Genomic DNA, 23,943 nt, shown 5'->3' with positions numbered 1-23,943 from the left:
AACTTGTCAAGACAAAAGGTGTATTTTATGAATATTTCTCAAAAAATTAAAAATGCTAGAGAAGCTAAAAACTTAACACAATTAGAATTAGCTAAATCAAGCGGTGTTTCACTGGATTCAATAAAAAGATATGAAACAAAAGAATCTAATATAACAATACATAATTTAATAAAAATTGCAAAAGTTTTAGATATTGATTTGAATTATTTTGCGAATGTCCCTAAGTTGTCCCTTAGTCTGTCTTCTAAAATGTCCCTAAGTCAAGATAAATGTGTCCCTAAGTTGGAAAATCAACAAGAAACCTTAAACGATGATATGATAAACATTCCTTTTTTTGAAAATGTAAGAGCAAGTGCTGGAAGTGGCACTTATAACGATGAAGAAAGCACTCAAGCTTTGGGACTTTCTAAAAGTTTTTTGCGTGAATGTTTTGGCTTATACTCTTTTATAAATCTCTCTGTGATTTTAGGACAAGGCGATTCTATGGCACCAACACTTCCTGAAAATTGCTATCTTTTAATCCAGCAAGGAGAAGTGGCAGAAGGCGAAATTTGTGTAACACGCATTGAAGATGAGCTTTATGTAAAACGCCTTCAAAAACGCCCCAAGCTAAAACTCCTTAGCGATAACAAAGCGTATGAGCCCATTAATTTAGAAGGTGAAAACTTTGAAATACTCGGACGCGTTGTAGGATATTTTAAAAAGACTACTCTTTAATTTTTAAAGGTGTTTAAAAGATTTTGTAAAGTATTTGTAAAAAGAATGTAAAAATGTGTAAAGCACAATGTAAAAAAATGTAAAGATAAAAGCTCACTTTGATTTCTAAAAAAATCTCATCAAAATACTATAAAATAATACTTTGATTAAAATTTCTCTCACTTTACTTTTTTACATATCTTTATAATATAGATAAAAATTATAAATAAATCATAAAATTAGTATTAATCAAAATATAAGCTTAACAAGGATAGAATAAATCCTATTTTGAATCAATGAGAAAGGGCTATCCTATGGATGTTATCTTTGCTTTGCTTCTGCTTTTAGCTTTTGGTAGTTTATGGTTTTTTATCCGTTTTTGTGAAATTCAAACTAGGACACGCGGATGATATTTTTACTAGTTTTAAGCTTAATACTTGCTCTTTATTTATTTTATGCTCTATTATATCCTGAAAAATTTTAAAGGAAAAATATGCTAGAAATTTTAATAACACTGATTATAGCTTTTATATTGGCTTTAATTTTTGGAAATTATCTTTATAAAATTGCAAGCTGTAAAAAAACTATTTTTGATTTTATTTTTAATCCAATTGATAACTTAATTTATAAAATTTGTGCGATTGATAGAAAAAATATGACTTGGCAAAAATATTCTTTGCATTTAATTGCTTTTAATGCTTTAGTGGCTATTTTTTCTTTCGTGATTTTTTATTTACAAGATAAACTTTTTTTAAATCCCAATTCGATAAATTCTATGAAAGGGGATTTGAATTTAAATACTGTAATTAGTTTTATTACAAATACAAACCTTCAGCATTATAGTGGAGAGAGTGCTTTAAGTTTGCTTTCCCAAAATACAGGCATTTTACTTGCTATGTTTGTTTCAAGTGCAAGTGGATATTCTGCTTGTATGGCTTTTTGTCGTGCTTTATGTGGTATGCAAATGGGAAATTTTTATGAAGATTTTACGCGTATTATTACGCGTTTGATGTTGCCTTTAAGTTTTATTTTGGCTGTAATTTTTATCTCTGAAGGCGTGGTGCAAAACTATCACGCAAATTTTAGCGTGCTTACTTTAGAAAATAAATTTCAAAGTATTGCCACAGGTCCTGTTGCAGCTCTTGAGTCTATAAAACATTTAGGGACAAATGGGGGTGGTTTTTTTGGTGCTAATTCAAGTATGCCTTTTGAAAATCCTACTTCACTTACAAATTTTTTACAAATTTTATCCATGATGCTTATTCCTAGCGCCTGTGTTGTAGCTTTTGGATTGATGGTTTATCATAGAAAAGAAAGACAAGGTTTTGCTCTTATGGGAAAAGAAGGGGGAGTTATTTTTGGTGCAATGGGGATTATTTTTATCATTTCTTTACTTTTAATTTATTTTAGCGAAAAAATGTCAAATCCAAATTTGGATTCTTTGGGTTTAAATGCAAATTTGGGAAATTTAGAAGGTAAAGAAATAAGATTTGGCACAGATGGTTCGAGTTTATTTAGTGCTGTAACTACTGCTTTTACTACAGGAAGCGTCAATAATATGCACGATAGTTTAAATCCTTTAAGCATCAGTGCTACTTTGTTAAATATGATGTTAAATGTAGCTTTTGGTGGCGAAGGAGTAGGGCTTATGAATATGATTATTTATGTGCTTTTAACCGTGTTTATTTGTGCATTAATGATAGGCAGAACTCCAGAATTCTTGGGTAAAAAAATAGAAAGCGCACAAATGAAGCTTATAGCTTTGGTAATTCTTATCCATCCTTTATTAATCCTTGTTTTAAGTGCATTAGCTGTTGTTTTTGCAAAAGATAGTATAAGCAATCCTAGCTTTCATGGCTTGGCTCAAATTTTGTATGAATTTAGTTCTTCGGCAGCAAATAATGGTTCAGGACTTGAAGGTTTAAAAGATGATAATTTATTTTGGAATTTAAGTACAGCTTTTGCTATGTTTTGTGGGCGTTATTTGGTTTTAATAGCTCAGCTTGCTATAGCTGGATCGCTTTTGGCTAAAAATACACAAGAAAATACTGCAAATTCTTTAAAAACGGATAATTTAACTTTTATGTTTGTGCTTGTTTGTATTATATATATTTTTGCTGCACTTACTTTTTTTCCGGTGCTTACTTTATCAAGCATTGCAGAATATTTATCTTTATGGCATTAAGGAGAGTCAATGTCTAAAAAACAAAATAAACTCATTACAAAAGAAATTTTAAATAATGCCATAAAAGGAGCATTTTTAAAATTTGATCCACGCTTTATGGTAAAAAATCCTGTTATGTTTATGGTGGAAGTTGGATTCATTCTTACTTTGATTTTAAGTATTTTTCCTACTTTGTTTAATGGAAATTCTGATGAAAGAATTTATAACATCTTAATCACTTTTATTTTATTTATAACCTTGCTTTTTGCAAATTTTGCAGAAAGTATTGCAGAAGGAAGGGGTAAAGCCCAAGCAGCTACTTTAAGACAAAGCAAAAAGGATTCTAAAGCTAGACGCATAAAAAGTGATGGCAGTGAAGAAATGCTTAATTCTAGCGAGTTAAAAATAGGTGATATAGTTTTAGTTAAAGCAGGTGAACTTATACCTAATGATGGAGAAATTATAGAAGGCGCTGCAAGTGTTGATGAATCAGCTATTACAGGTGAAAGTGCTCCTGTTATGCGTGAAGCGGGCGGTGATTTTTCTTCTGTTACAGGTGGGACTACGGTTTTAACTGATTTTTTAAAGATTAAAATTTTAGTTGGAGCTGGGGAAAGTTTTTTAGATAAAATGATCAATCTTGTAGAAGGTGCTGCGCGTCAAAAAACTCCAAATGAAATTGCTCTTAATACTCTTTTAATTGTTCTTAGTTTGAGTTTTTTGGTGGTGGTTGTAAGTTTATATCCTTTTATGCAATTTTTAGGCGTGAGTTTGCCTATTTCGTGGTTAGTAGCATTGCTTGTATGTCTTATTCCTACAACTATAGGGGGGCTTTTATCAGCTATAGGAATAGCAGGTATGGACAGGGTAACGCGTTTTAATGTGATCGCACTTTCAGGCAAAGCTGTTGAAAGTTGTGGTGATGTTGATACTATGATTTTGGATAAAACAGGAACGATTACTTTTGGAAACCGTTTGGCAAATGAATTTTATGAAGTCCAAGGTATAAGTAAAGAAGAAATGATTAAAGCTTGTGTTTTATCCTCTTTAAAAGATGAAACTCCAGAAGGTAAAAGCATAGTTGCATTGGCTCAAAAAATGGATTATGAATTAGAAGGTAATGATATTAAAGAATTTATCGAATTTAGCGCTCAAAATAGAATGAGCGGTGTGGATTTACAAGATAATACAAAAATTCGTAAAGGTGCTTTTGATGCTATAAGGGCTTGTATAAGCGAAATGAATGGAAAAATTCCTAGTGATTTAGAAACTAAGGTAATGGAAATTTCAAATCTTGGTGGCACTCCTTTGGTAGTGTGTAAAAATGAAAAAATTTTAGGAGTAATTTATCTAAAGGATACAGTAAAACCAGGACTTAAAGAGCGCTTTGATGAGCTTAGAAAAATGGGCATAAAAACTTTAATGTGTACCGGAGATAATCCTTTAACAGCAGCTACTATAGCTAAAGAAGCAGGGCTTGATGGATTTATAGCAGAATGCAAGCCTGAAGATAAAATAGAAGCCATTAAAAAAGAACAAGCTCAAGGTAAGATAGTAGCCATGACAGGAGATGGAACCAATGATGCTCCAGCTCTTGCGCAAGCTGATGTAGGTATAGCTATGAACTCAGGAACTCAAGCAGCCAAAGAAGCAGCCAATATGATAGATCTTGATTCTAATCCTACTAAAATTTTAGAAGTAGTTGAAATAGGAAAAGGTTTGCTTATTACTAGGGGTAGTCTTACAACTTTTAGTATGGCAAATGATATTGCTAAGTATTTTGCTATTTTACCTGCTATGTTTAGTGTGGTTTTACCTCAAATGCAAATTTTAAATATTATGCATTTGGCTACCCCGCAAAGTGCTATTTTATCAGCACTTATTTTTAATGCTATTATTATACCTTTGCTCATACCTATTGCTATGCGTGGAGTTAAATTTAAGCCTATGAAAAGCGAGCATTTGCTTTTAAGAAATTTGAGTATTTATGGTTTAGGTGGTATGATAGCACCTTTTATAGGGATAAAAATAATTGATATTCCTACAGCTTGGATACTTAGAATTTTAGGAGTGTGATATGCTTAGAACTTTGCTTAGTTTTTTTGTGATAATGTTAATATTGTGTACTTTTGTTTATCCTTTTGCTTTAAATACAGTTGCAAAATTTATTTTTCCTTATCAATCAAGTGGAAGTTTAGTGGATAAAGAAGGTCGTCCGACTTTGGATATAAGCAAAGCGGTAGGTTCAAAGCTTTTGGGTCAAGATTTTAATAAGCCTTATTTTCTACATTCAAGAGCATCTGTATCAAATTACAATACAAGTGATACAAATGAAAGCAGTGTAAGTTCAGGTGGATTTAATTATGCTATGTCAAATCCTGCTTTAAAAGAGCGTGTGCAAAAAGATTTGCAAAAATTTTTAGATGAAAATCCGCAAATTACAAAAGAACAAATTCCTTTGGATTTGTTAAGCGCTTCGGGATCAGGACTTGATCCTCATATCAGTCTTCAAGCAGCCCTAGTGCAAATTCCTAGGATAAGTCAATCTTCAAAAATCACCAAAGAAGAATTAGAAAAAATCATTCAAGAAAATACAGAGTCTAAATTTTTAGGGATTTTTGGGGAAGAAAAGGTTAATGTTTTAGCCGTTAATATAGCTATTGCTAAAGCCATGAAAAAAGAATAAACATGCAAAGACAAAGTCCTGAACAAATTCTTAAAAAACTTGAGGTTAAAGCCAAGGAAGAAGAAAAAAACAAACTTGCAAAATTAAAAATCTTCTTAGGTTATGCTGCAGGTTCTGGAAAAACTTATGCTATGTTAAGTGAAGCTAGAACTTTAAGGGATAATGGAGTTGATGTTGTTTTAGGCTATATAGAGCCTCACGATAGACCTGAAACAATGGCTTTAACACAAGGTTTTGAAAGTATAGCTAATCTTGAAATTCCTTATAAAAATATAGTATTAAAAGAATTTGATTTAGACGCTACCCTTAAGAGAAAACCTGCTTTGGTTTTAGTAGATGAGCTTGCACACACTAATGCTAAAGGCTTGCGTAATGAAAAGCGTTTTCAAGATATAGAAGAACTTCTAAAAGCAGGGATTGATGTTTATACTACTTTAAATATACAACATTTAGAAAGTTTAAATGATTTAGTCGCTAATATCAGTAAGATAGAAGTTAAAGAGCGTATTCCTGATCGTATTTTTGATGAGGCTGATCAGGTTGAGCTTGTTGATATTGAACCTAATAAGCTTTTAAAAAGAATGCAAGATGGTAAAATTTATAAGGAAAAACAAGCTAAACTAGCACTTGAAAATTTCTTTCGTCAAGAAAGACTTATAGCTTTGCGTGAGATTGCCTTAAGAAGACTTGCTTCAAGAGTGAATTTAAGAGCAAGTGAACAAAGGCTTATTAATGATGATTTAGCTTATCATACTGGAGAGCATATTTTAGTTTGTATTAATGCTTCAAATGCAAAGGTTATTCGTGCAGCTGCAAGACTTGCTTTAGCTTTTCATGCTAAATTGAGTGCGCTTTATATAAAAAATCCCAATATTAAAGAAGAAAAAGCCTTAGAAGAAAATATAGAACTAGCTAAAAGTTTTAATGCTGAAATCATTAGCGTATATGATGATGATATAGCAAGACAAATTGCAGAGTATTCAAGCCTTAGCAATGTTTCTAAAATTGTTTTAGGTAAAAATAAAGATAAAAAAAAGTTTAAAGAAGAGATTTTTGAAGCTGTTGCTAAAAAAGCACCCAATATTGATTTATATCTTGTTAATGAAAATCAAATTTCTACTCCTAAAATACGAAGTAAAAAAGGTTTTGATTTTTTAGGTTTTTTAAAAATCACAGGAGTTTTGCTTTTAGCAACTTTTATAGCTTTTGTATTTCATAAATTTAATACTCAACCAAGTAATATAGTTATGATTTTTATTTTAGCAGTTTTTGCTTCTTCTTTTATTTCTGATAATAAAATTTTCGCCTTTTATTCTTCTTTGGTAAGTGTTTTGATTTATAATTTTTTCTTTTTAGAACCTATTTTTAGTCTTAAAGTTCATGATAGTGGAAATATTATTACTTTTACGACTATGTTTATAGTTGGATTTTTAACAGCTGTTTTTACTAGAAGATTAAAATTGCAATCTAAAGAACTCACTAAAAGAGCTTATAGAACAGCTATTTTGCTTGAAAATAGTGAAAAGTTAGCAAGAGTGAAAAGTAAACAAGAACTTTGGGAACAACTTGGAAATCAAGCTTTAAAATTATTAAATTTACCTATTATTATTTATCCTATAAATAAAAACAATATTTTATCGAAACCTTTGTTGTTTTTTAACGATGATAAGCAAATGTTAAAAAATTGTTTTAGTGCTGATGAGATTGCTATTGCTCAATGGGTTGCAACAAATAAAGAAAGAGCAGGTGTTTGTACAAATACCCTGCCTAATGCTAATGCTATGTATTTACCTATAGAAGATGGAGAAAAAACTAAAGGGGTCATAGGTATAGTTTTAAAAGAAAAACGTCCCTTACAAGACTTTCAGTATGAAATTTTAAGTGCTTTACTTAATGAGGCAGGAGTTAGAACAAGGGATATATTTTTATTATAAATCCCTTAATTTATTAATCTCATCTCTAATTGCAGCAGCTTTTTCAAACTCAAGTGCTTTTGCTGCTTCAAGCATTTGCTTTCTTAATTCCTTGACAAGTTTTGCTCTTTCGCTAGCTGGCATTTTTTCTAGTTTTTTACCTTTGCGATAAATTTCGCCTAAATCCTCTTCATTTTTCAAACTTTCTTCAATATGGCGTTTGACTGAAGTTGGGGTAATATTGTATTTTTTATTATAAGCCATTTGAAGTTTGCGGCGTTCATTGGTGGTATCCATAGCTTCTTGCATGGATTTTGTAATCTTTTTACAAAAAAGCAAAACCTTACCATTGACATTTCTAGCTGCTCTTCCCATGGTTTGGATTAAACTTGTTGTACTTCTTAAAAAGCCTTCCTTATCTGCATCCATAATGGCAATGAGTGAAACTTCAGGCAAATCAAGTCCTTCTCTAAGTAAGTTAATGCCAATTAGCATATCAAAAGCACCGCTTCTTAAACCTCTTATGATTTCATTGCGTTCTATAGCATCGATATCTGAGTGCATGTATTTGACTTTTATACCAAGTTCTAAATAATACCTTGTAAGTTCTTCAGCGAGTTTTTTAGTCAGCACGGTTACTAAAACCCGTTCGTTTCTTTGTATGACTTTTTTAGCCTCATCAAATAAAATTTCAACCTGATTATCACTATCTTTTAATTCTATTAAAGGATCAAGCAGTCCTGTAGGACGCATGATTTGATGAAAGATATTTTCTTTACTCAGTTCAAGTTCTAAAGGTGCAGGTGTGGCTGAAACAAAAAGAAATTGACAATTTTTATGGATAAATTCATCAAACATTAAAGGACGGTTATCCAAGGCTGAAGGCAAACGAAAACCATAATCAACCAAGGTTTGTTTTCTGCTTCTATCTCCTGCAAACATACCCCTAAATTGTGGTAAAGATACATGGCTTTCATCGACTATAACAAGAAATTTTCTATCTTTAATCGCAAAATAATCAAAAAGCGTATAAGGAGTATCACCTTCTTTAAGTCCTGTTAAATGCCTTGCATAATTTTCAACACCTTTACACATTCCTGTGCTTGTAAGCATTTCAAGATCAAATTCAACCCTTTGTTTAAGGCGTTGATATTCTACGAGTTTATTTTCATGTTCAAAATAAGCAAGGCGTTCGTTAAGTTCTGCTTTGATATCTTTTATCGCTTGTTTTAGTCTTATTTCGCCCACGCTAAACTGGCTTGTAGGATAGAGTATGAAGCGTTTTAAATCTTTGCCTTTTTTATTTTCTAAAACATTGTAATGATACATAGTATCAAGCTCATCGCCAAAAAATTCAAGCCTTACTACTTCATCTTCATAATAAGCTGGATAAATGTCTATAATATCTCCTTGAACTCTAAAATCTGCACGATCAAAAAAATTATCATTTCTTTTATAACCCATATCTACAAGTTTTTTTAAAAGTTCTTTTTGTGAAATTTGCATACCTAGTTCAAAGATTAAAACCATGCCTATGTATTCATTTGGATTACCAAGTCCATAATTTGCCGAAACACTAGCTATGCAAACTACATCTTCATAACTTAAAAGAGAAGCAGTAGCACTCAGTCTTAAACGTTCTAAGTCTTCGTTAGTAGAGCTGTCTTTTTCTATGAAAACATCAGTGCGTGGGATATAGGCTTCAGGTTGATAATAATCATAATAAGATATAAAATATTCCACATGATTTTTAGAAAAAAAGCCTTTAAATTCGCTATAAAGTTGAGCGCAAAGGCTTTTGTTGTGACTCATGATAAGAGTGGGTATATTAAGTTCTTTAATGACATTTGCCATGGTAAAGGTTTTTCCACTTCCTGTAACGCCTAGTAAGGTTTGATATTTGTTGCCTTTTTTTATACTTTTTACTATGCCTTTTATGGCTTCTTGTTGATCGGGACTGGGTTTAAATTCGCTGGTAAGTTCTAACATTTTTCTACTTTATTTTTATTTTTGAAAAAATTTTAAAAGAAAATGCTTTAATTAAAAATTAATTGACAATAAAAACCTAAATTTAAATTTTTTTCTGCTACAATATCAAATAATATTTTCCATAAATTACAAATTTCTTAAGAAGGCAAAAATATGTTTGATGAAAAAATAATCAATACTATGACAGATAAAGTAAATGAATTAATTGAAAAGTATAACGAAGTTTGCGAAGCCAATGAGGCTTTAAGAAATGAGCTTGTAAGCGTTAAAGCACAAAATGAAGCAAAAAGTAATCAAATCATGCGTTTAGAAGAAGAACTTAAATCTCGCAATATAGAAAGCGAAGATATTTATAAGAAAATAGAGGCTGTTCTTGGCAGATAATCTAAAACAAGTCATTGTTAATGTCAATGCAAAAGATTTCATTGTTAAGTGCAGTGAAGAATTTGCAAATTTTTTAGAAGATGATATCGCTTTGATTTCTGGCGGTACAAAAAAAATAGAACTTAAACGCTTTGTAGATGCGTTTGTTAAAAAAAGTTATGAAAATTATATTTTAGAAAGAGAACTTAAGAAACTAATAAAAGCAATCAATGAAGAACTCCCGACAAAATGAATAAAGCTTTTACTCTGCTTGAGCTTGTTTTTGTGATTTTGATTTTGGGAATTTTATCAAGCTTATCTTTATCTTTTATCAATACTACAAAAGATGAGGTTAAAATTTTAAAATTAAAAATGGACTATGAAATGCTAAGCTCGGCTCTTGCTTTAATGCGTAGTCAAATGAGACTTAAAAATTTAAATTTTCCAGAAATTTTAGATAATGCGCAAAACAATCAAGCCAAAGAAAAACTCTTTTATTGTTTAAATGATTGTGATTATTCTTTGCTTGATACGCCTATTTATTCTGATTTTAAATCTTGGATAAAAATAGGTAAAAATCACTATAGATTTGCATTAAACGCCAAAGAGATGGTTGAATTTATTTATGATTCTAAAGAAGGTTTGTTAAAGTGTATAGGAAGTTCTAGATGCAAAGATTTGATATAAGATATTATGAACTTGCAATTTGTGGTTTGTATTTGGATAATTTAACTTTTCATAGTTTTGATGAAATCAAACCTTTAACACAAGTATTAGTGGATTTAAAAACTAAAAAAAACCTTAAAGCTATCGTGCTTAAAGAATGTCAAAAACCTGATTTTAAAACCGTAGAAATTAAAGAAATTACAGGGTATTTTCTAACTCCTTTGCAATTTGAATTAGCAAATTTTATTGTTTATTATTATGCTTCAAAACTTGGTTTTGTTTTGGGATTTTTTGAAACTAGTCCTAAGTATGAATGTCAAAAAATGTTTTTTAAAGATACCCCTAAGCTAAGCAATCAACAACAAAATGCCTTAAGTTTTCTTCAAAAAGAAAATAATTCCTTGCTTTTTGCTGATACGGGTAGTGGCAAGACTGAAATTTATATTTCTTTGATAAAAGAGTGTTTGGAACAGGGTAAGCAAGCTTTGCTTTTGATGCCAGAAATCGCACTTACTCCACAAATGAAAAAGCGTTTGGAAGTGTATTTTAAGGATAATTTTTTCCTGTGGCATTCTAAAATTTCAAAGAAAAAAAAGCAAGAATATTTAGAGCGTTTTTGCAAGGGAGAAGTGCTTTTAGTAGCGGGTGCAAGATCGGCTTTGTTTTTGCCTTTTAGAAATTTAGGACTTATTGTAGTAGATGAAGAACATGATAATTCTTACAAGGCTTCTAGTCAGCCTTTTATCAATGCAAGAGATTTAGCACTTTTTTTGGGTCAAAAAAATAATATTAAAGTGGTTTTAGGTTCTGCAACCCCATCTTTGACGAGTTTTTACAAACAAAAAAGTTTTAGACTAAAAGGAACTTTTTTTGAGAGCAAAAAACATTTTTTATATGATGAAAATGAGCTTGGTATAACACCTATGCTTTTAAGCGAATTAGAAAAAAGTTTAAAACATCAAAAACAAGCTATAGTGTTTTTACCTACAAGGGCTAATTTTAGGCAAATCATTTGCAAGGATTGCGGAGAAACGATAAAATGTCCTTTTTGTTCTATTGCTATGAGTATGCATAAAAAGAAAAATGTTTTAAAATGTCATTATTGTAATTATACTTCTTTAATAGAGCAAAATTGTCCAAGTTGTAAAGGAGAAATGTTAGAAGCTAGAAAAATGGGGACTGCTGAACTTTTAGAGCTTTTGCAAAATGCTTTGCCTTTAGCAAAAATAGCAAAATTTGATAGCGATGAAATCACAAGCGTTAAAAAGCTTAATACTATTTTAAAAGACTTTAATGAAAATAAGATCGATATACTTATTGGCACCTCTATGCTTGCTAAAGGGCATGATTATCATAGTGTGGATTTGAGTGTGATTTTAGGACTTGATGAGTATTTGTTGCGTCCTAGTTTTAGAGCGAGTGAAGAAACTTTAGCTTTAGCTATGCAAGTTGCAGGTAGGGCAGGGCGTAAAGGTGAAGCAAGAGTGCTTTTACAAACAAAAAATAGAGCTTTTTTTGAAAAGTATATAGAGGATTATGATGCTTTTTTAAAAGATGAGTTAGAAAATAGAAAAGATCTTTACCCTCCATTTAAACGCCTTTTAAGAGTTCTTATAGAAGATAAAGATCAACAATCCTCACAAAAGCTCTGCGAAAAACTTGCCTATCAATTTAAAAATATCAAACAAGTAGAATTGGTAGGCTATGGAATTTGTGGAGTTGAAATGCTGCATGGAAAATATCGTTTTTATTTATTGCTTAGAAGTGAAAATTATAAAGCTTTAGTGGCAATTGAAAATTATATTTTGCAATTTAAAAATGTAAGTGCGGATATTGATCCTATTGATTTTGTGTAAGTAAGATAATTATTTATCTTTGTATATCTTTTCAAATTCTTTATAATATTTCCAAGAGTCAATAATATGAGGATGTGTTTGTTTTAAATGATTTAGTTCATTTTCAAAAATATTAAAAAAAGTATAAATAAGTGATTTATTTTTTATAAAATAATCTATTACATCTTTTTCTTTCATCATTTTTGATTCTGTTTCATCTATGGTTATTTTAATTTGATATAAAAAATCATACAAATAATGTTTAATTGTTGAAAATAAAAGATTGTTTTGTTCTAATTGTTTAAAATCATTTTTATCAATATATACACCCATATCATTACATAGGTCGTTTTTTATAATTTCTTGTATTATGTCTATTTTTTCATGATTGATATGTTTTCTGTCTAAAATTATGGGAATGCTAGAAGTTTTATCAATATTGAAATTTTTATTATTTTTAGGAGTATTAATATAAAAGGTGTTATTAATATCTTTAGAATTTGCATAGAGTGTGATAGGAAAAAGATAGCGAATATAACCTCTAAATTCTTTAATTTTAAATAAATCTAATTTATCTTTATGGGGGGGGGGTAAAATTAAAATTTATAGCAAGCAAATTCATAGTATCAAAGGCCTTTGATTGACGGATTTCTTCCATATCAAGATAGTATACATTGTCTTTGTTAAAATATTTTAATAAATAAGAGATGATAAAAACTCCTTGTTGTAGTTCGTTTATATCGATTTTAATTTTATGATTTTGATGAGTAAGATAGTCAATATAATAACGCCAATCATAAGTTAGATTAAATTCAGAGGGATAGTTTCTTAAAACTTTACTCCAATCTCTTCCCCAGTTGTGCTTTAAAATTCCTATTGGATCGCGAACTCCGCAAATAATTTTAGAGTTAAAATCCAATAAAGATAGATATTTATCAAAATAAGGTAGATTAATTTCTGATATATTAATAGCATATTGAGTAATCGTATTGTCATTTAGACACATGTAATTAAGACAATATCTTTCTTTGGCATCAGGTGGTAAAACCCAGGAGGCAAAACAAGTTACATCGCAACATTGATTAAGGTATCTTAAAAATGCTGCTGCTCCAACGCCATGTGGAGAAATATAGATAAATTTATAGTGTTTAGGTAGGGGTAAATTTAAATCCCAGGCTAATTCTGCACAATGTCGACTAGCATCTATTTCTATGAAATTAGGATTGATTAAAGGTGGATAAGGATGTTTTGTTGATAAATATCTATTCTTAAATTCGCTAGAATTGAGCCAAGTGCAAATTGTTTCAATATTTTTCAAAACAAAGGTAAAAAATTTTTCATTATTTGAATTTTTTAAAGCTTGTAAAAGAATTTGAGCTAGGGTTGGAGTTAGGTTATTTTTTATATAGAGTAAAAGATTTTGCATATAATCTCTTTTAATTGTATTTAATTTATATATAATTCATAAATATTTAAATATCATGAAATTTAAATATATTATCAAAAATAAACTTTAATTAAAGCAATAAAAAGTTAAAATTTGATATTAAAATTTTTTTAAAGAGTGAAGTTATGGAGTATAAAAGATTCAAAACCAGACAAATCAAAGTAGGAGATGTTTTAATAGGCGGTGATGCACCCATTTCAGTTCAATCTATGCTTTTTACTAAGACAAGAGATATAGAAGGTTCTTTAGAGCAAATCAATCGTCTTTATTTTGCAGGAGCAAATATAGTGCGTTTGGCGTGCTTGGATATGGCCGATGCAAGGGCTTTAAAAGAGATTAAAGCTAAAAGTCCTTTGCCTTTAATTGTAGATATTCATTTTAATCATAATTTGGCTGTATATTGTGCTGAATTTATCGATGGAGTGCGTATAAATCCTGGCAATATAGGTTCTAAAGAAAATATCAAAGAAGTGGTAAAAGCATGTAAAGAACAGGGTATCCCTATACGCATCGGTGTAAATCACGGCTCCATAGAAAAACAATTTAGCAATAAATTTGGCTATGGTGTCGATGCTATGCTAGAAAGTGCGATGTATAATATCAAGCTTTTAGAGGATTTAGACTTTTTTGATATTAAAATTTCCATGAAGACTTCAGATGCTCAAAAAACTATAGAAGCTTATGAGAGATTAAGACCGCTTTGTGATTATCCTTTTCACTTAGGGGTAACTGAAGCAGGAACTAAATTTCATAGCACTGTAAAAAGTTCTATAGCTTTAGGAAATTTACTTCTTAAAGGTATAGGCGATACTATGCGTGTTTCTATGACGGGTGAGCTTGAAGAGGAAATTCGTGTAGCAAGAGCGATTTTGCAAGATAGTGGAGTGCAAAAAAGCGGAGTAAATATCATCTCATGTCCAACTTGCGGTAGGATTCAAAGTGATTTGTTAAGCGCGATTAAAATCGTAGAAGAAAAAACCAAGCATATAAAAGAACCTTTAAATATCAGTGTTATGGGTTGTGTAGTAAATGCTTTAGGTGAAGCTAAGGGCGCTGATGTGGCTATAGCCTTTGGGAAAAATCAAGGACTTGTTATAAGACATGGTGAAGTTGTAGCTAAATTAAAAGAAAGTGAACTTGTAGATAGATTTTTAGCTGAAGTTGAAGATGAGGTTAAAAGTAGGACTGTAAAAGAATAAAAGCTAAGAAGCAAGGTTTAACCTTGCTTTTAGAATGGCCATATCGCTTCTATAACTTTGCTACCCCAAGGTTTTCTTGTGCTTCTATCCACTTCACCTTCTGTTTTATAAAGAATTTTAGCATCTGCTATATATTTACTATCTATAGTATTGTCTTGACCGATGTCATAAGGACGAATAACACCGCTTAATTGTATGATTTGTTTCTCTCCGTTGATTAAAAGCTCTCTTGAGCCTTCGATAAAATAATTACCATTTGATAAAATTTTAATTACACGCGTTGAAATTGTAGTCTTGAAACTTTCATTTCTGCTTTGTGAGCCTGTTCCTGTGTAGTTGTTTGAACTATTGGTTTGAAAGCCTATATTAGAATAAGCATTGACTTTATTAAGAGCATTAGCTACCACTCCTGAACTTCCTGTTAAAGCACCTCCGCCTAAATTTGAGGTATTAGTTCTACTTGTTGCTTTATTAGCTTGTGTGCTTTGAGTGGTACTTTCTTGTATAACAACTGTAACTAAATCATTTACATTCATAGCTTTTTTATCTGAAAATAAAGGATTATCCCCTTTGCCAAAAAGCGATCCTGGTGCACTTTCTACATTATTACTTTGTTTTGGTGCAAGTTCTTCTACATAAGCAGGTGGTTTCATTGAAATTTGCGGATCAACCGTTGCAGAACAACCAAAAAATGCAAACGGTAACACATAAAATAAAACTTTTTTCATTTTCGTCCTTTAAAATATGAATTTTTATTTTTCTTTGTTAAAATTAGAAAAAGCAAAGAGTGTTCCACATTTATAAATTCAAGGAGAAAATGATGGCAAATCTTTATTTGATGAGATCTAGAAGTGATGAGTTAAATACTATTATTAGTACAAATTTGCTTAAAAATTATAGCAAAATTTACAAAAATATCGCAATTTATTGCCCTGTAATATACATACATCGCGTCCCTGTTTTGCAAGGTTGGTTGGAAGAATTTAATATCAATCAAACTGTAAAAAGCGCTTATGGTTTTACCTTTAGAGAGGCAATGGAGGAATTTAGCAAAGATCCTCATAATTTTTTTAATGTTATTTTAGAAGAATACGAAGAGTTAAAACGCAAATACGATTTTGTGCTTGTAAATAGCTTTTGCGAATTTGGAATACTTGATGGATTTGATCTTAGTATAAAATTGGCTAAAAATCTTAATACCCCTATCGCTGCTATTATTAACGATGAAGATAAACTTATAGCTCAAAAATATTTCGATCATGCCCTAGATGGTCGTAATTATGTTTTGATTAATGAAAAATTTAATTTTAAAGAAGTGCAAAAGCTTGAAGAGTATGATTTTATAACTCCGCATCGTTTTAAATATGAATTGATTAAACAAAGCGTAAAAAATAAAAAAACTGTTGTTTTGCCAGAAAGTAATGATGAGAGAATTTTAAAAGCTGCTGAAATTTTATTAAAAAGTAAAGTTGTTGATCTTATTTTATTGGGTGATGAGGAAAAAATCAAACAAGATGCTGCTAGATTAAGTCTTGATTTAAGTACTATACAAATTATGAATCCGCTCAATTCAGAATATAATCAAGAATTTACTTCCATTCTTTATGAGGCAAGAAAATCTAAAGGAATGAGTTTAGAAGAGGCTAAGATGCTAGTTCAGGATAAAACTTATTTTGGAACTTTGCTTATACATACTGGAAAAGCTGATGCTATGGTTAGTGGAGCATCAACTACTACGGCTGAAACAATTCGCCCTGCATTGCAGCTTATTAAAACCAAAGAAGGTATTAGTTCTGTTTCGGGAATTTTCTTTATGGGGCTTGAAGATCAAGTTTTAGCTTTTGCGGATTGTGCTGTAAATCCAAGTCCAACTGCTGAACAGCTTGCAACTAGTGCTTATGTAAGTGCTATGACTGCTAAATCTTTTGGACTTGAACCAAGAATAGCTTTGCTTTCTTATTCTAGTGGTGATAGCGGTAAAGGGGAAAGTGTAGATCTTGTAAAAGAAGCATTAAAAATTGCTAAAGAAAAATACCCTGAGTTAAATATAGATGGTCCTATGCAGTTTGATTGCGCTTATGATCTAAAGACTGCGGCAAAGAAAATGCCAAATTCTAAGATAGCAGGCCATGCAAATGTATATATTTTTCCTGATCTTAATGCAGCAAATATTTGTTACAAAGCAGTTCAAAGAACCGCTAATGCTTTAGCAATCGGTCCTATTTTACAAGGTCTTAAAAAACCTGTTAATGATTTAAGTCGTGGATGTTTGGTAGATGATATTGTAGATACTGTTATTTTAAGTGCTATACAAGCTCAATAGAAAGGAATAATAAATGAAAATTTTAGTTTTAAATTCAGGTTCTTCATCGATTAAATTTAAATTTTTTGATAATAAAATCGTTAAAGCCAGTGGCTTAGTAGAGAAAATCGGAGAGCAAAATTCAAAAGTTATATTAAAAAATGTTTTAAATAATGAAAGTTTTGAAAGAGAATTAACAATAAATAATCACGAAGAAGGACTTAGTATAGTTAATGAGCTTTTTAAAGAATCAGGAATTTTAGCGGATTTAAATGCTCTTGATGGCTGTGGTCATCGTATAGTTCATGGGGGAAGAAATTTAAGTGAGCATTGTTTAGTAGATGACTATGTTCTTAAAGAGATAGATAGGGTTAGTATTTTTGCTCCTTTGCATAATCCTGCCCATTTAGCAGGTATAAAAACAATGATTAAAGCTGCACCTAGTGTTGCTAATGCAGCTATTTTTGATACAGCTTTTCATCGCACTATGCCTGATTTTGCTTATATGTATGCTTTGCCTTATGATTTTTATGATAAGCATAATATTAGAAGATATGGTTTTCATGGGACTTCCCATGCTTATGTTAGTTCTAGAGCGGCAAAATTTCTTCAAAAAGATCAAGATGAATTAAATGTTATCTCTGCTCATCTTGGAAATGGTGCAAGTGTATGTGCTATAGAAAAAGGTAAAAGTGTGGATACTTCTATGGGATTTACTCCGCTTGAAGGACTTATTATGGGAACGCGTTGCGGGGATATAGATCCTGCTATTTTACCTTTTATAAGCCATATTAAAAGTTTAACTATAGAAGAAATAGATACACTGATGAATAAAAAAAGCGGAGTATATGGAATTTGCGGTTATAATGATTTTAGAGATATAGAACGAGAGATAGAACAAGGTAATGATAAAGCACGTTTGGCTCTTGATATGTTTTGCTATCGTCTTGTAAAATATATAGGATCCTACTTTGCTGTGTTGCCAAAAACCGATGCTATTATTTTTACAGGTGGTATAGGAGAAAATGATAGTTTGGTTCGACAAAAAGTATGTGAGAGATTAGCTCATCTTGGTATCGAGTTAAATTTTGAACTTAACAAACAAAGGATTTCGGGCGAAAGAATGATAAATCATGCCAATTCTAAAGTTAAAGTGCTTGTTATTCCTACAGATGAAGAATTAGAAATCGCTAGAATCACAGAAGAATTAATAAGCAATTGAAAGAGGTTTATATTTAGTAAAAATTAATTTTCTTTAGATAAAATTTTAATTAAAAAATAAAGCGTGGATTATGAAAAAATTTAAAGAATTTAGCCTTCGTTTTTTATTTAAAGTATCAGAACAACCTGTTTTAGTGAAGGATTTATTAGAGGCAAATGCACTTTTTAATGACGGTATGCTTGTAGATCCTTCTAAGCTAAATTTTAATTTCAAAATTCTAAATTCTTATATTTATTTTGGTGTTTTTTGTGCTGTGGTTTTGTTGCCATTGCTTTTAATTACTCATTATTTTTTAACAAAACTTGACTTTCATATAAGCATAGTGAGTGCTGTTATGGTTACTGCTTGTGTATTTATAGGATATGATATTTTTAAAGTTTATACTCGCAAAATAATCTCAAAAAAAATAATACAAAAAGCCTGGGCTTTGCATTTCCCTTATTTTGCTTATGAAAAATACTCTATAATGGCAGGTGAAATTTATAGGGAAGCCTTAAAAGAAGAAATTCCAAAAGCAAATTTAGAGCAGTATGTTTTAGATAAGATTATTCATTCTAAATAATCTAAAATTTGATTTTGGAATCGCATATTTTCAAGTCTTCTTTTTAAATCTTTATTTTCTTCGTTTAAAACGCTTTCTTCTGTTCTTAATGTAGCAATTTCTCTACTAAGATAATAAATTTGATTTCTAATATAAATTTGTGGAGCAAATAAAAATAACGCAAAACTAACAAGTAAAGCCGCAAAAAGAAGATGATTGAAATTTAGGTTTCTATCTTCTTTGGTGGCATTAGAGAAGCCTTCTAATAAAACATTTTTTGCCTTTTGAGCATCTTCATCATTTTGTTGTTTTTCTTGGGCTTGATTGGATGGTTTTGGAAGTTCTTGTTTATTTTCTTGTGGTGTTATCTTTTTTTGTAAATTTTCCAAACTTTGTTTAATATCGGGTTGTTTTTTAATATCAGGTCGTTTTTCTATAGTTTGGGAATTTTGTATTTTAGGCTCAGTTTTTTGAATTTTTTCTATAGATTTTATAGATTCTTTTTTTTCTTTTTTATCTTGGATAGGGTTTTGATCATTTTTTGTTTGAATTTTTGGTTTGGTTTGAATATTTTTTATCTCGTTTATTTTTTTTCTTCCAAACGAAAAAATCTTTTTAGTTTTTTTATTTTCTTCTTTTTTTCTTTCTTTCATTTTGGAAAAAATTTTTTTAGCAAGAGATTGCTTTTCTTCTAATTTAACATTGATCAGATCTTCTTTTAAATATATATTTGATTTTTTGGTATGTTTTGACTCATACTCTTCATCGAGTTCTTCTAAGAATTTATTAGGAGTCTTTTTTTTAAAACGACGTCTTAAAATATCATCGCTAGAAATTTCATTTCTTAAGTCATCATCAAGCGGTTTGCCTTGATTTATAGCACGAGAAAATTTCAGCATTTTTTGGCGTATGTTTTGGCGTTCTTTTATAAAATCATCTTCTAGCATTATTTATTGTCCAAATTATTAAAATAAAAAGCCCGCATTTTAGCACAACTAGAGCGAGAATTTTTTAAAAGTTCTTCCTTGCTTGCACTTATAGCTTTTTTGGTTATTATTTGCCCTAGGCTATGGTTATTTCCACATTCGCAACGCATTATTTTTTCATCACAAATGCAGTTTTTTGACCATTTTTTGAAAAAATTTTTTACTATTCTATCTTCCAAAGAATGAAAACTAATGATTGCTAAAATGCAATTTTTTGGTTTTAAATTTTCTAAATGCCCAAGAAAATCTTTAAGCACTTTAAGTTCTTGATTTACTTCTATTCTAATGGCTTGAAATGCTAAAGTGGCTTTGGAAATTTTTCTATGATTTTGTTTGCCTTTTCCTATGATTTGATAAAGTTCCTTGGCGCTTTTGATTGGATTTTTACTTCTTTCTAGGCAAATTTTTTCAGCAATAAAATGTGCATCGTGCAATTCTCCATAATCTTTAAAAATGGAAGTTAATTGCTCTTTTGTATAAGCATTAATAATCTCATAAGCCGATATTTTGGAGTTTTGATTCATTCTCATATCCAAAAAGTCAGAATTTACACTAAAACCTCTTTCGTTATTATCGAGTTGAAATGAAGAAACTCCAATGTCTGCTAAAATGCCTCTTAATTCTTCTTTATGTGAAATTTTTTCTAAAACTTCACTAAAATTACTTTGTATAAAAGTTATCCTATTGTGAAAATCTTTAAGACGTTTTTTAGAAAATTCTAAAGCTTGTTGATCTTGATCACAAGCAATGAATTTAAGATCAGGATGATTTTTAAGCAAAGCTTCACTATGTCCGCCAAATCCTAAAGTGCAGTCTAAAAAATAACCTGTTTTAAGATTTTTAAAAATCTCTTGAACTTCATTAAGCAAAACTGGGATATGAGGAATTTCCAAAATCAATCCTAATAAATTTTTATAAGCTATAATTATAACTAAATTTCATTGTAAAAATCATAAAATTTAAAGAACAAATATTTTTTGGTAAAAATTTTATAATTAAACTCCACTTAAACACTTCTACGATACAATATCTAGTTTAAATTTAATCAAGGAATGATATGCTTACTTGGATGCAACATCACAAAAAATATCTTGTTGTTACTATATGGGTTAGTACTATAGCTTTTGTTGGCGCTGGCTTTTTAGGTTGGGGTGCTTATGATTTTAATCTCAATAGAAGTTCGAGTGTTGCAACCGTAGGAAATGAAAAGATAGGTTTTAGCGAATTTGATACTAGATATAGACAAATTTTAAGTTATTATAATCAAATTAGCAATGGTGCTTTAACTCCAGAAAATGCTGAGCAACTAGGCATTAAAAATATAGCTTTAAGCTCTCTTGTTGAAGATAAGCTTTTGTTAAATTTTGCTAAAGATTTGGGTATTGGCGTAAACGAGAATGAAATTTTACAAAAACTTGCAAATACTAGAGAATTTCAAGATCCTACAGGGGATTTTAACAAAACGATTTATTATAAACTTTTAAATGCCAATAATTTAACTCCAAAAGATTATGAAACACAACTTGCAAATGAAGTAATTACCGATAAACTTAATCAAATTTTTAATATTCCTAGCAAAGATGAGGAATTAAAAATGTTAGCTTCTAGTTATTTCATGCAAGATGCTTTAAGTATTGCAAAAATTGATTATGACAAAAAAAATATTAAGATTAATGAAGAGGATTTAAAAAAGCTTTGGAATAAACATAAAGAAGATTATAAAACTAAAAAAATATATGAAATTTCAACTTATTTTTTGCCAGTTAACAATGAGAAAATTGACGACAAAGAATTAGAAAAATTTTATAATCAAGATGAAAATAAACTAAAATATAAAGATTTTGCAGGTAAAGTAATGGATTTTCAGTCTGCTAAAAATGAAGTTGCTAAAGATTACGCCTTAATGCAACTAAAGAATGTGGCTAATGCTAAATTTTTAGATTTAAAAAATGGGAAAGATAATTTTCAAAAAGATCAAAATATTAGTGAATCTGATGTTTATTATCCAATTGATCTTTTGAATAAAGCTAAAAATGGAGATGTTTTACGACCAGCACCTTATAATAACGGATATATCATAGTTAAACTAAATAAAGTAGATCCTATAAGAAATAAAACTTTTGAAGAAGCTAGAGAAGAAGTTTTACCTATGTATTTAAGCGAACAAGCTAGAAAAAATTTAGAAGAAAAAGCCAAAAATAGTTTAATAAATTTTAAAGGCGATGATATAGGCTTTGTAAGTCGAGATAGTTCTCGCGAGAGTGTAAAGCCTAGTGATAAGATATTAAATGATTCTGAATTTGCTTATTTTTTAATGAATGTATTTAATACTGATCAAAATAGTTCTTATGTGATCATTAATGACAATAAAGCAATATTATATAAAATAAATAAACAAAAATTAGATATGAACTCCGATAAATTTGAACAATACAAAACTATGCTTGAACAAAATTTGCGAAATTTAAAAGCAAATGAGCTTAAGCAAGAACTTGTTGATGAACTTAAAAAGATATATCCGATAAAAATTTATTATAAAGGGAATTGATTTTGAATATATTAGGAATTGACTTAGGCTCAACCCAGACTTGTGCCATTATTGCTCAAAAAGATGAAGATGGATTAAAAATTATTGGTTTTTCCAAGTCGAAAACCAACGGGGTTAAAAAAGGTGCCATTACCAATATAGAGCTTGCTTCTAAATCTATTGAAGAAGCTGTTAGAAGTGCTGAGATGATGAGCGGAGTTCATTATGATAAGGTTGTGGTGTCTATATCAGGTGCTTATACTAAAAGCGTTGATAGCATAGGTGTTGTTAATATTCCAAATCATGAAATAGGCATTAAAGAAATTCATCGTGCTGTAAGTACAGCTAAGCATACTGCCAATCTACCAAGTGGTTATGAAATTATCCATGTTTTGCCTTATAATTTTAAGGTTAATGATCTTGAACATGTTGATGATCCTTTGGGAATGAGTGGCAATCGTTTAGAAGTTTCAACCCATATAGTGATTTCACAAGAATCTCATATTAAAAATCTTAAGAAAGCAGTTGAATTAGCTGATTTAAGAGTGGATAATATAGTTCTTTCAGGATATGCTTCAGCTATAGCTTGTTTAGATGATAGCGAAAAGGAATTAGGTGCTGTTTTGATTGATACGGGTGGAGCGATTTGTGATATGGTTGTTCATACTGGAAATTCAATTAGATACAATGATTGTTTGCAAATTGGCTCGATTAATATCACCCAAGATTTATCAATGGCATTGCATACACCTTTAAAAGAAGCAGAAAAAATCAAGCTTAATTATGCAGCTCTTTCGCAACAGCCTAACACCCTTATACAAATTCCTTCAATGGGCGATGAAAGAAAGGTTAATGAAGTTTCTTTGGATATTATTTCAAACGTAATTTATGCAAGAGCGGAAGAAACTTTGATGATTTTGGCAAAAATCTTAAGTGATAATCGTTATGCCAATGCTATAGGTGGTGGAGTTGTTTTAACAGGTGGAATGACTAAGTTAGCAGGTATTGATGAGCTAGCTCCTGCAACATTTGATAATCGCTCAGTTAGACTGGCTACTGCAAGAAAAGATTTGATTACTGGTTTTAGTGAAATTTTTAATGATCCTGAAAATACTTGTGCTATAGGACTTTGTTTATATGGAGCAGGGTATTTTACGCCTTATGAACTTGATTCTAATGAAAAATTAAGATATAAAGGGGAAATTGAAAATTTTAATCGTCAAATTAAACAAGATATTGTTTTGCAAAAAGATGCAGAAAGTGAAATAAAATCTGATTTTTTTGATGAAAATTTGCAAGAAAATGATACAATTGCAATACAAGAACAATTAGATTTTAAAGAGCCAAAAGAAAAAAAACCTAGCGTTTTTTCAAATATCTGGCATAAAATTATGAATCAATTTTAAC

At 30.2% G+C, this 23,943-nt stretch carries 19 protein-coding genes and 2 pseudogenes; 16 read left to right on the top strand and 5 right to left on the bottom strand.

Features of this window, described 5'->3' with window-relative positions; genetic code table 11:
- Positions 1–27: 27 nt before the first annotated feature.
- The 6 genes and pseudogenes from AJN58_RS03340 to AJN58_RS03320 all read left to right on the top strand — a co-directional run bounded on the left by AJN58_RS03340 (position 28) and on the right by AJN58_RS03320 (position 7,480).
- Positions 28–717, top strand: a complete 690-nt coding sequence (locus AJN58_RS03340) for an XRE family transcriptional regulator (RefSeq protein ID WP_070278910.1) — start codon at positions 28–30, stop codon at positions 715–717.
- A gap of 275 nt (positions 718–992) precedes the next feature.
- A pseudogene (gene kdpF, locus AJN58_RS09750) lies at positions 993–1,180 on the top strand (K(+)-transporting ATPase subunit F).
- Positions 1,181–1,189: 9 nt separating this feature from the next.
- Positions 1,190–2,881 carry a potassium-transporting ATPase subunit KdpA gene (gene kdpA / locus AJN58_RS03335; RefSeq protein WP_070210739.1) on the top strand — a complete coding sequence of 564 codons (1,692 nt, stop codon included), beginning with the start codon at positions 1,190–1,192 and terminating at the stop codon, positions 2,879–2,881.
- Positions 2,882–2,890: 9 nt separating this feature from the next.
- Positions 2,891–4,936 carry a potassium-transporting ATPase subunit KdpB gene (gene kdpB / locus AJN58_RS03330; RefSeq protein ID WP_070233189.1) on the top strand — a complete coding sequence of 682 codons (2,046 nt, stop codon included), beginning with the start codon at positions 2,891–2,893 and terminating at the stop codon, positions 4,934–4,936.
- A 1-nt stretch (position 4,937) separates the two neighbouring features.
- Complete coding sequence (kdpC, locus tag AJN58_RS03325) at positions 4,938–5,546, top strand: potassium-transporting ATPase subunit KdpC (RefSeq protein WP_070233191.1); 609 nt, start codon at positions 4,938–4,940, stop codon at positions 5,544–5,546.
- Between the two features lie 2 nt (positions 5,547–5,548).
- Entirely contained in the window at positions 5,549–7,480 is a 1,932-nt protein-coding gene (locus AJN58_RS03320; RefSeq protein ID WP_070233193.1) for a sensor histidine kinase, read from the top strand.
- Here the strand turns inward: AJN58_RS03320 and uvrB are convergent.
- Positions 7,475–9,448 carry an excinuclease ABC subunit UvrB gene (gene uvrB, locus AJN58_RS03315; protein WP_070278447.1) on the bottom strand — a complete coding sequence of 658 codons (1,974 nt, stop codon included), beginning with the start codon at positions 9,446–9,448 and terminating at the stop codon, positions 7,475–7,477. The two genes, AJN58_RS03320 and uvrB, sit on opposite strands and share 6 nt — an antisense overlap.
- A 153-nt stretch (positions 9,449–9,601) precedes the next feature.
- Between uvrB and AJN58_RS03310 the strand changes: the two genes are divergently transcribed.
- Genes AJN58_RS03310 through AJN58_RS03295 form a run of 4 tightly spaced genes read left to right on the top strand, consistent with a single transcriptional unit; the run spans position 9,602 to position 12,333 of the window.
- Entirely contained in the window at positions 9,602–9,832 is a 231-nt protein-coding gene (locus AJN58_RS03310; RefSeq protein ID WP_002852327.1) for a hypothetical protein, read from the top strand.
- Complete coding sequence (locus tag AJN58_RS03305; protein WP_002854947.1) at positions 9,822–10,064, top strand: hypothetical protein; 243 nt, start codon at positions 9,822–9,824, stop codon at positions 10,062–10,064. Before AJN58_RS03310 ends, AJN58_RS03305 begins: the two co-directional genes overlap by 11 nt.
- The gene (locus AJN58_RS03300; RefSeq protein ID WP_002852324.1) at positions 10,061–10,498 is read left to right on the top strand and encodes a prepilin-type N-terminal cleavage/methylation domain-containing protein; all 438 of its coding nucleotides are present in this window, start codon (positions 10,061–10,063) and stop codon (positions 10,496–10,498) included. The genes AJN58_RS03305 and AJN58_RS03300 overlap by 4 nt, the downstream gene beginning before the upstream one ends.
- Positions 10,480–12,333, top strand: coding sequence for a primosomal protein N' (locus AJN58_RS03295; protein WP_074469951.1), 1,854 nt, complete (start codon positions 10,480–10,482; stop codon positions 12,331–12,333). Before AJN58_RS03300 ends, AJN58_RS03295 begins: the two co-directional genes overlap by 19 nt.
- 9 nt (positions 12,334–12,342) lie before the next feature.
- Here the strand turns inward: AJN58_RS03295 and AJN58_RS03290 are convergent.
- Positions 12,343–13,738 (bottom strand): annotated as a pseudogene (locus tag AJN58_RS03290) (DUF2972 domain-containing protein).
- Positions 13,739–13,884: 146 nt separating this feature from the next.
- On the opposite strand from AJN58_RS03290, the gene ispG reads away from it, so the two are divergent.
- Positions 13,885–14,958, top strand: a complete 1,074-nt coding sequence (gene ispG / locus AJN58_RS03285; RefSeq protein WP_070276190.1) for a flavodoxin-dependent (E)-4-hydroxy-3-methylbut-2-enyl-diphosphate synthase — start codon at positions 13,885–13,887, stop codon at positions 14,956–14,958.
- 29 nt (positions 14,959–14,987) lie between these two features.
- Here ispG and flgH read toward each other — a convergent pair whose 3' ends face one another.
- Positions 14,988–15,686 carry a flagellar basal body L-ring protein FlgH gene (gene flgH / locus AJN58_RS03280; RefSeq protein WP_052801800.1) on the bottom strand — a complete coding sequence of 233 codons (699 nt, stop codon included), beginning with the start codon at positions 15,684–15,686 and terminating at the stop codon, positions 14,988–14,990.
- Positions 15,687–15,775: 89 nt separating this feature from the next.
- Between flgH and pta the strand changes: the two genes are divergently transcribed.
- From pta to AJN58_RS03265, 3 genes are all read left to right on the top strand, one after another.
- The gene (gene pta, locus AJN58_RS03275) at positions 15,776–17,281 is read left to right on the top strand and encodes a phosphate acetyltransferase (RefSeq protein ID WP_083265158.1); all 1,506 of its coding nucleotides are present in this window, start codon (positions 15,776–15,778) and stop codon (positions 17,279–17,281) included.
- A gap of 13 nt (positions 17,282–17,294) precedes the next feature.
- Positions 17,295–18,482, top strand: a complete 1,188-nt coding sequence (locus AJN58_RS03270) for an acetate kinase (RefSeq protein ID WP_070233202.1) — start codon at positions 17,295–17,297, stop codon at positions 18,480–18,482.
- Positions 18,483–18,552: 70 nt separating this feature from the next.
- Entirely contained in the window at positions 18,553–19,044 is a 492-nt protein-coding gene (locus AJN58_RS03265) for a hypothetical protein (RefSeq protein ID WP_070233204.1), read from the top strand.
- Here the strand turns inward: AJN58_RS03265 and AJN58_RS03260 are convergent.
- The gene (locus AJN58_RS03260) at positions 19,032–19,970 is read right to left on the bottom strand and encodes a hypothetical protein (protein WP_070233206.1); all 939 of its coding nucleotides are present in this window, start codon (positions 19,968–19,970) and stop codon (positions 19,032–19,034) included. The genes AJN58_RS03265 and AJN58_RS03260 overlap by 13 nt on opposite strands.
- The gene (rsmH, locus tag AJN58_RS03255; RefSeq protein WP_074469948.1) at positions 19,970–20,908 is read right to left on the bottom strand and encodes a 16S rRNA (cytosine(1402)-N(4))-methyltransferase RsmH; all 939 of its coding nucleotides are present in this window, start codon (positions 20,906–20,908) and stop codon (positions 19,970–19,972) included. Before rsmH ends, AJN58_RS03260 begins: the two co-directional genes overlap by 1 nt.
- A 158-nt stretch (positions 20,909–21,066) precedes the next feature.
- Here rsmH and AJN58_RS03250 point away from each other — a divergent pair, with 158 nt between their 5' ends.
- Positions 21,067–22,557 (top strand): peptidylprolyl isomerase, encoded by a 1,491-nt coding sequence (locus AJN58_RS03250; RefSeq protein ID WP_070233211.1) that lies wholly within the window; start codon positions 21,067–21,069, stop codon positions 22,555–22,557.
- A complete protein-coding gene (gene ftsA, locus AJN58_RS03245) occupies positions 22,554–23,942 on the top strand; it encodes a cell division protein FtsA (protein ID WP_079860116.1) in 1,389 nt (462 codons plus the stop codon). The genes AJN58_RS03250 and ftsA overlap by 4 nt, the downstream gene beginning before the upstream one ends.
- Position 23,943 lies beyond the last annotated feature (1 nt).

It is taken from the genome of Campylobacter sp. BCW_4321 (assembly GCF_001763075.1).
GTDB lineage: Bacteria > Campylobacterota > Campylobacteria > Campylobacterales > Campylobacteraceae > Campylobacter_D > Campylobacter_D jejuni.
The sequence above is the reverse complement of the archived record's forward strand: the minus strand, read 5'-3'. Positions and strand labels throughout refer to the sequence as shown.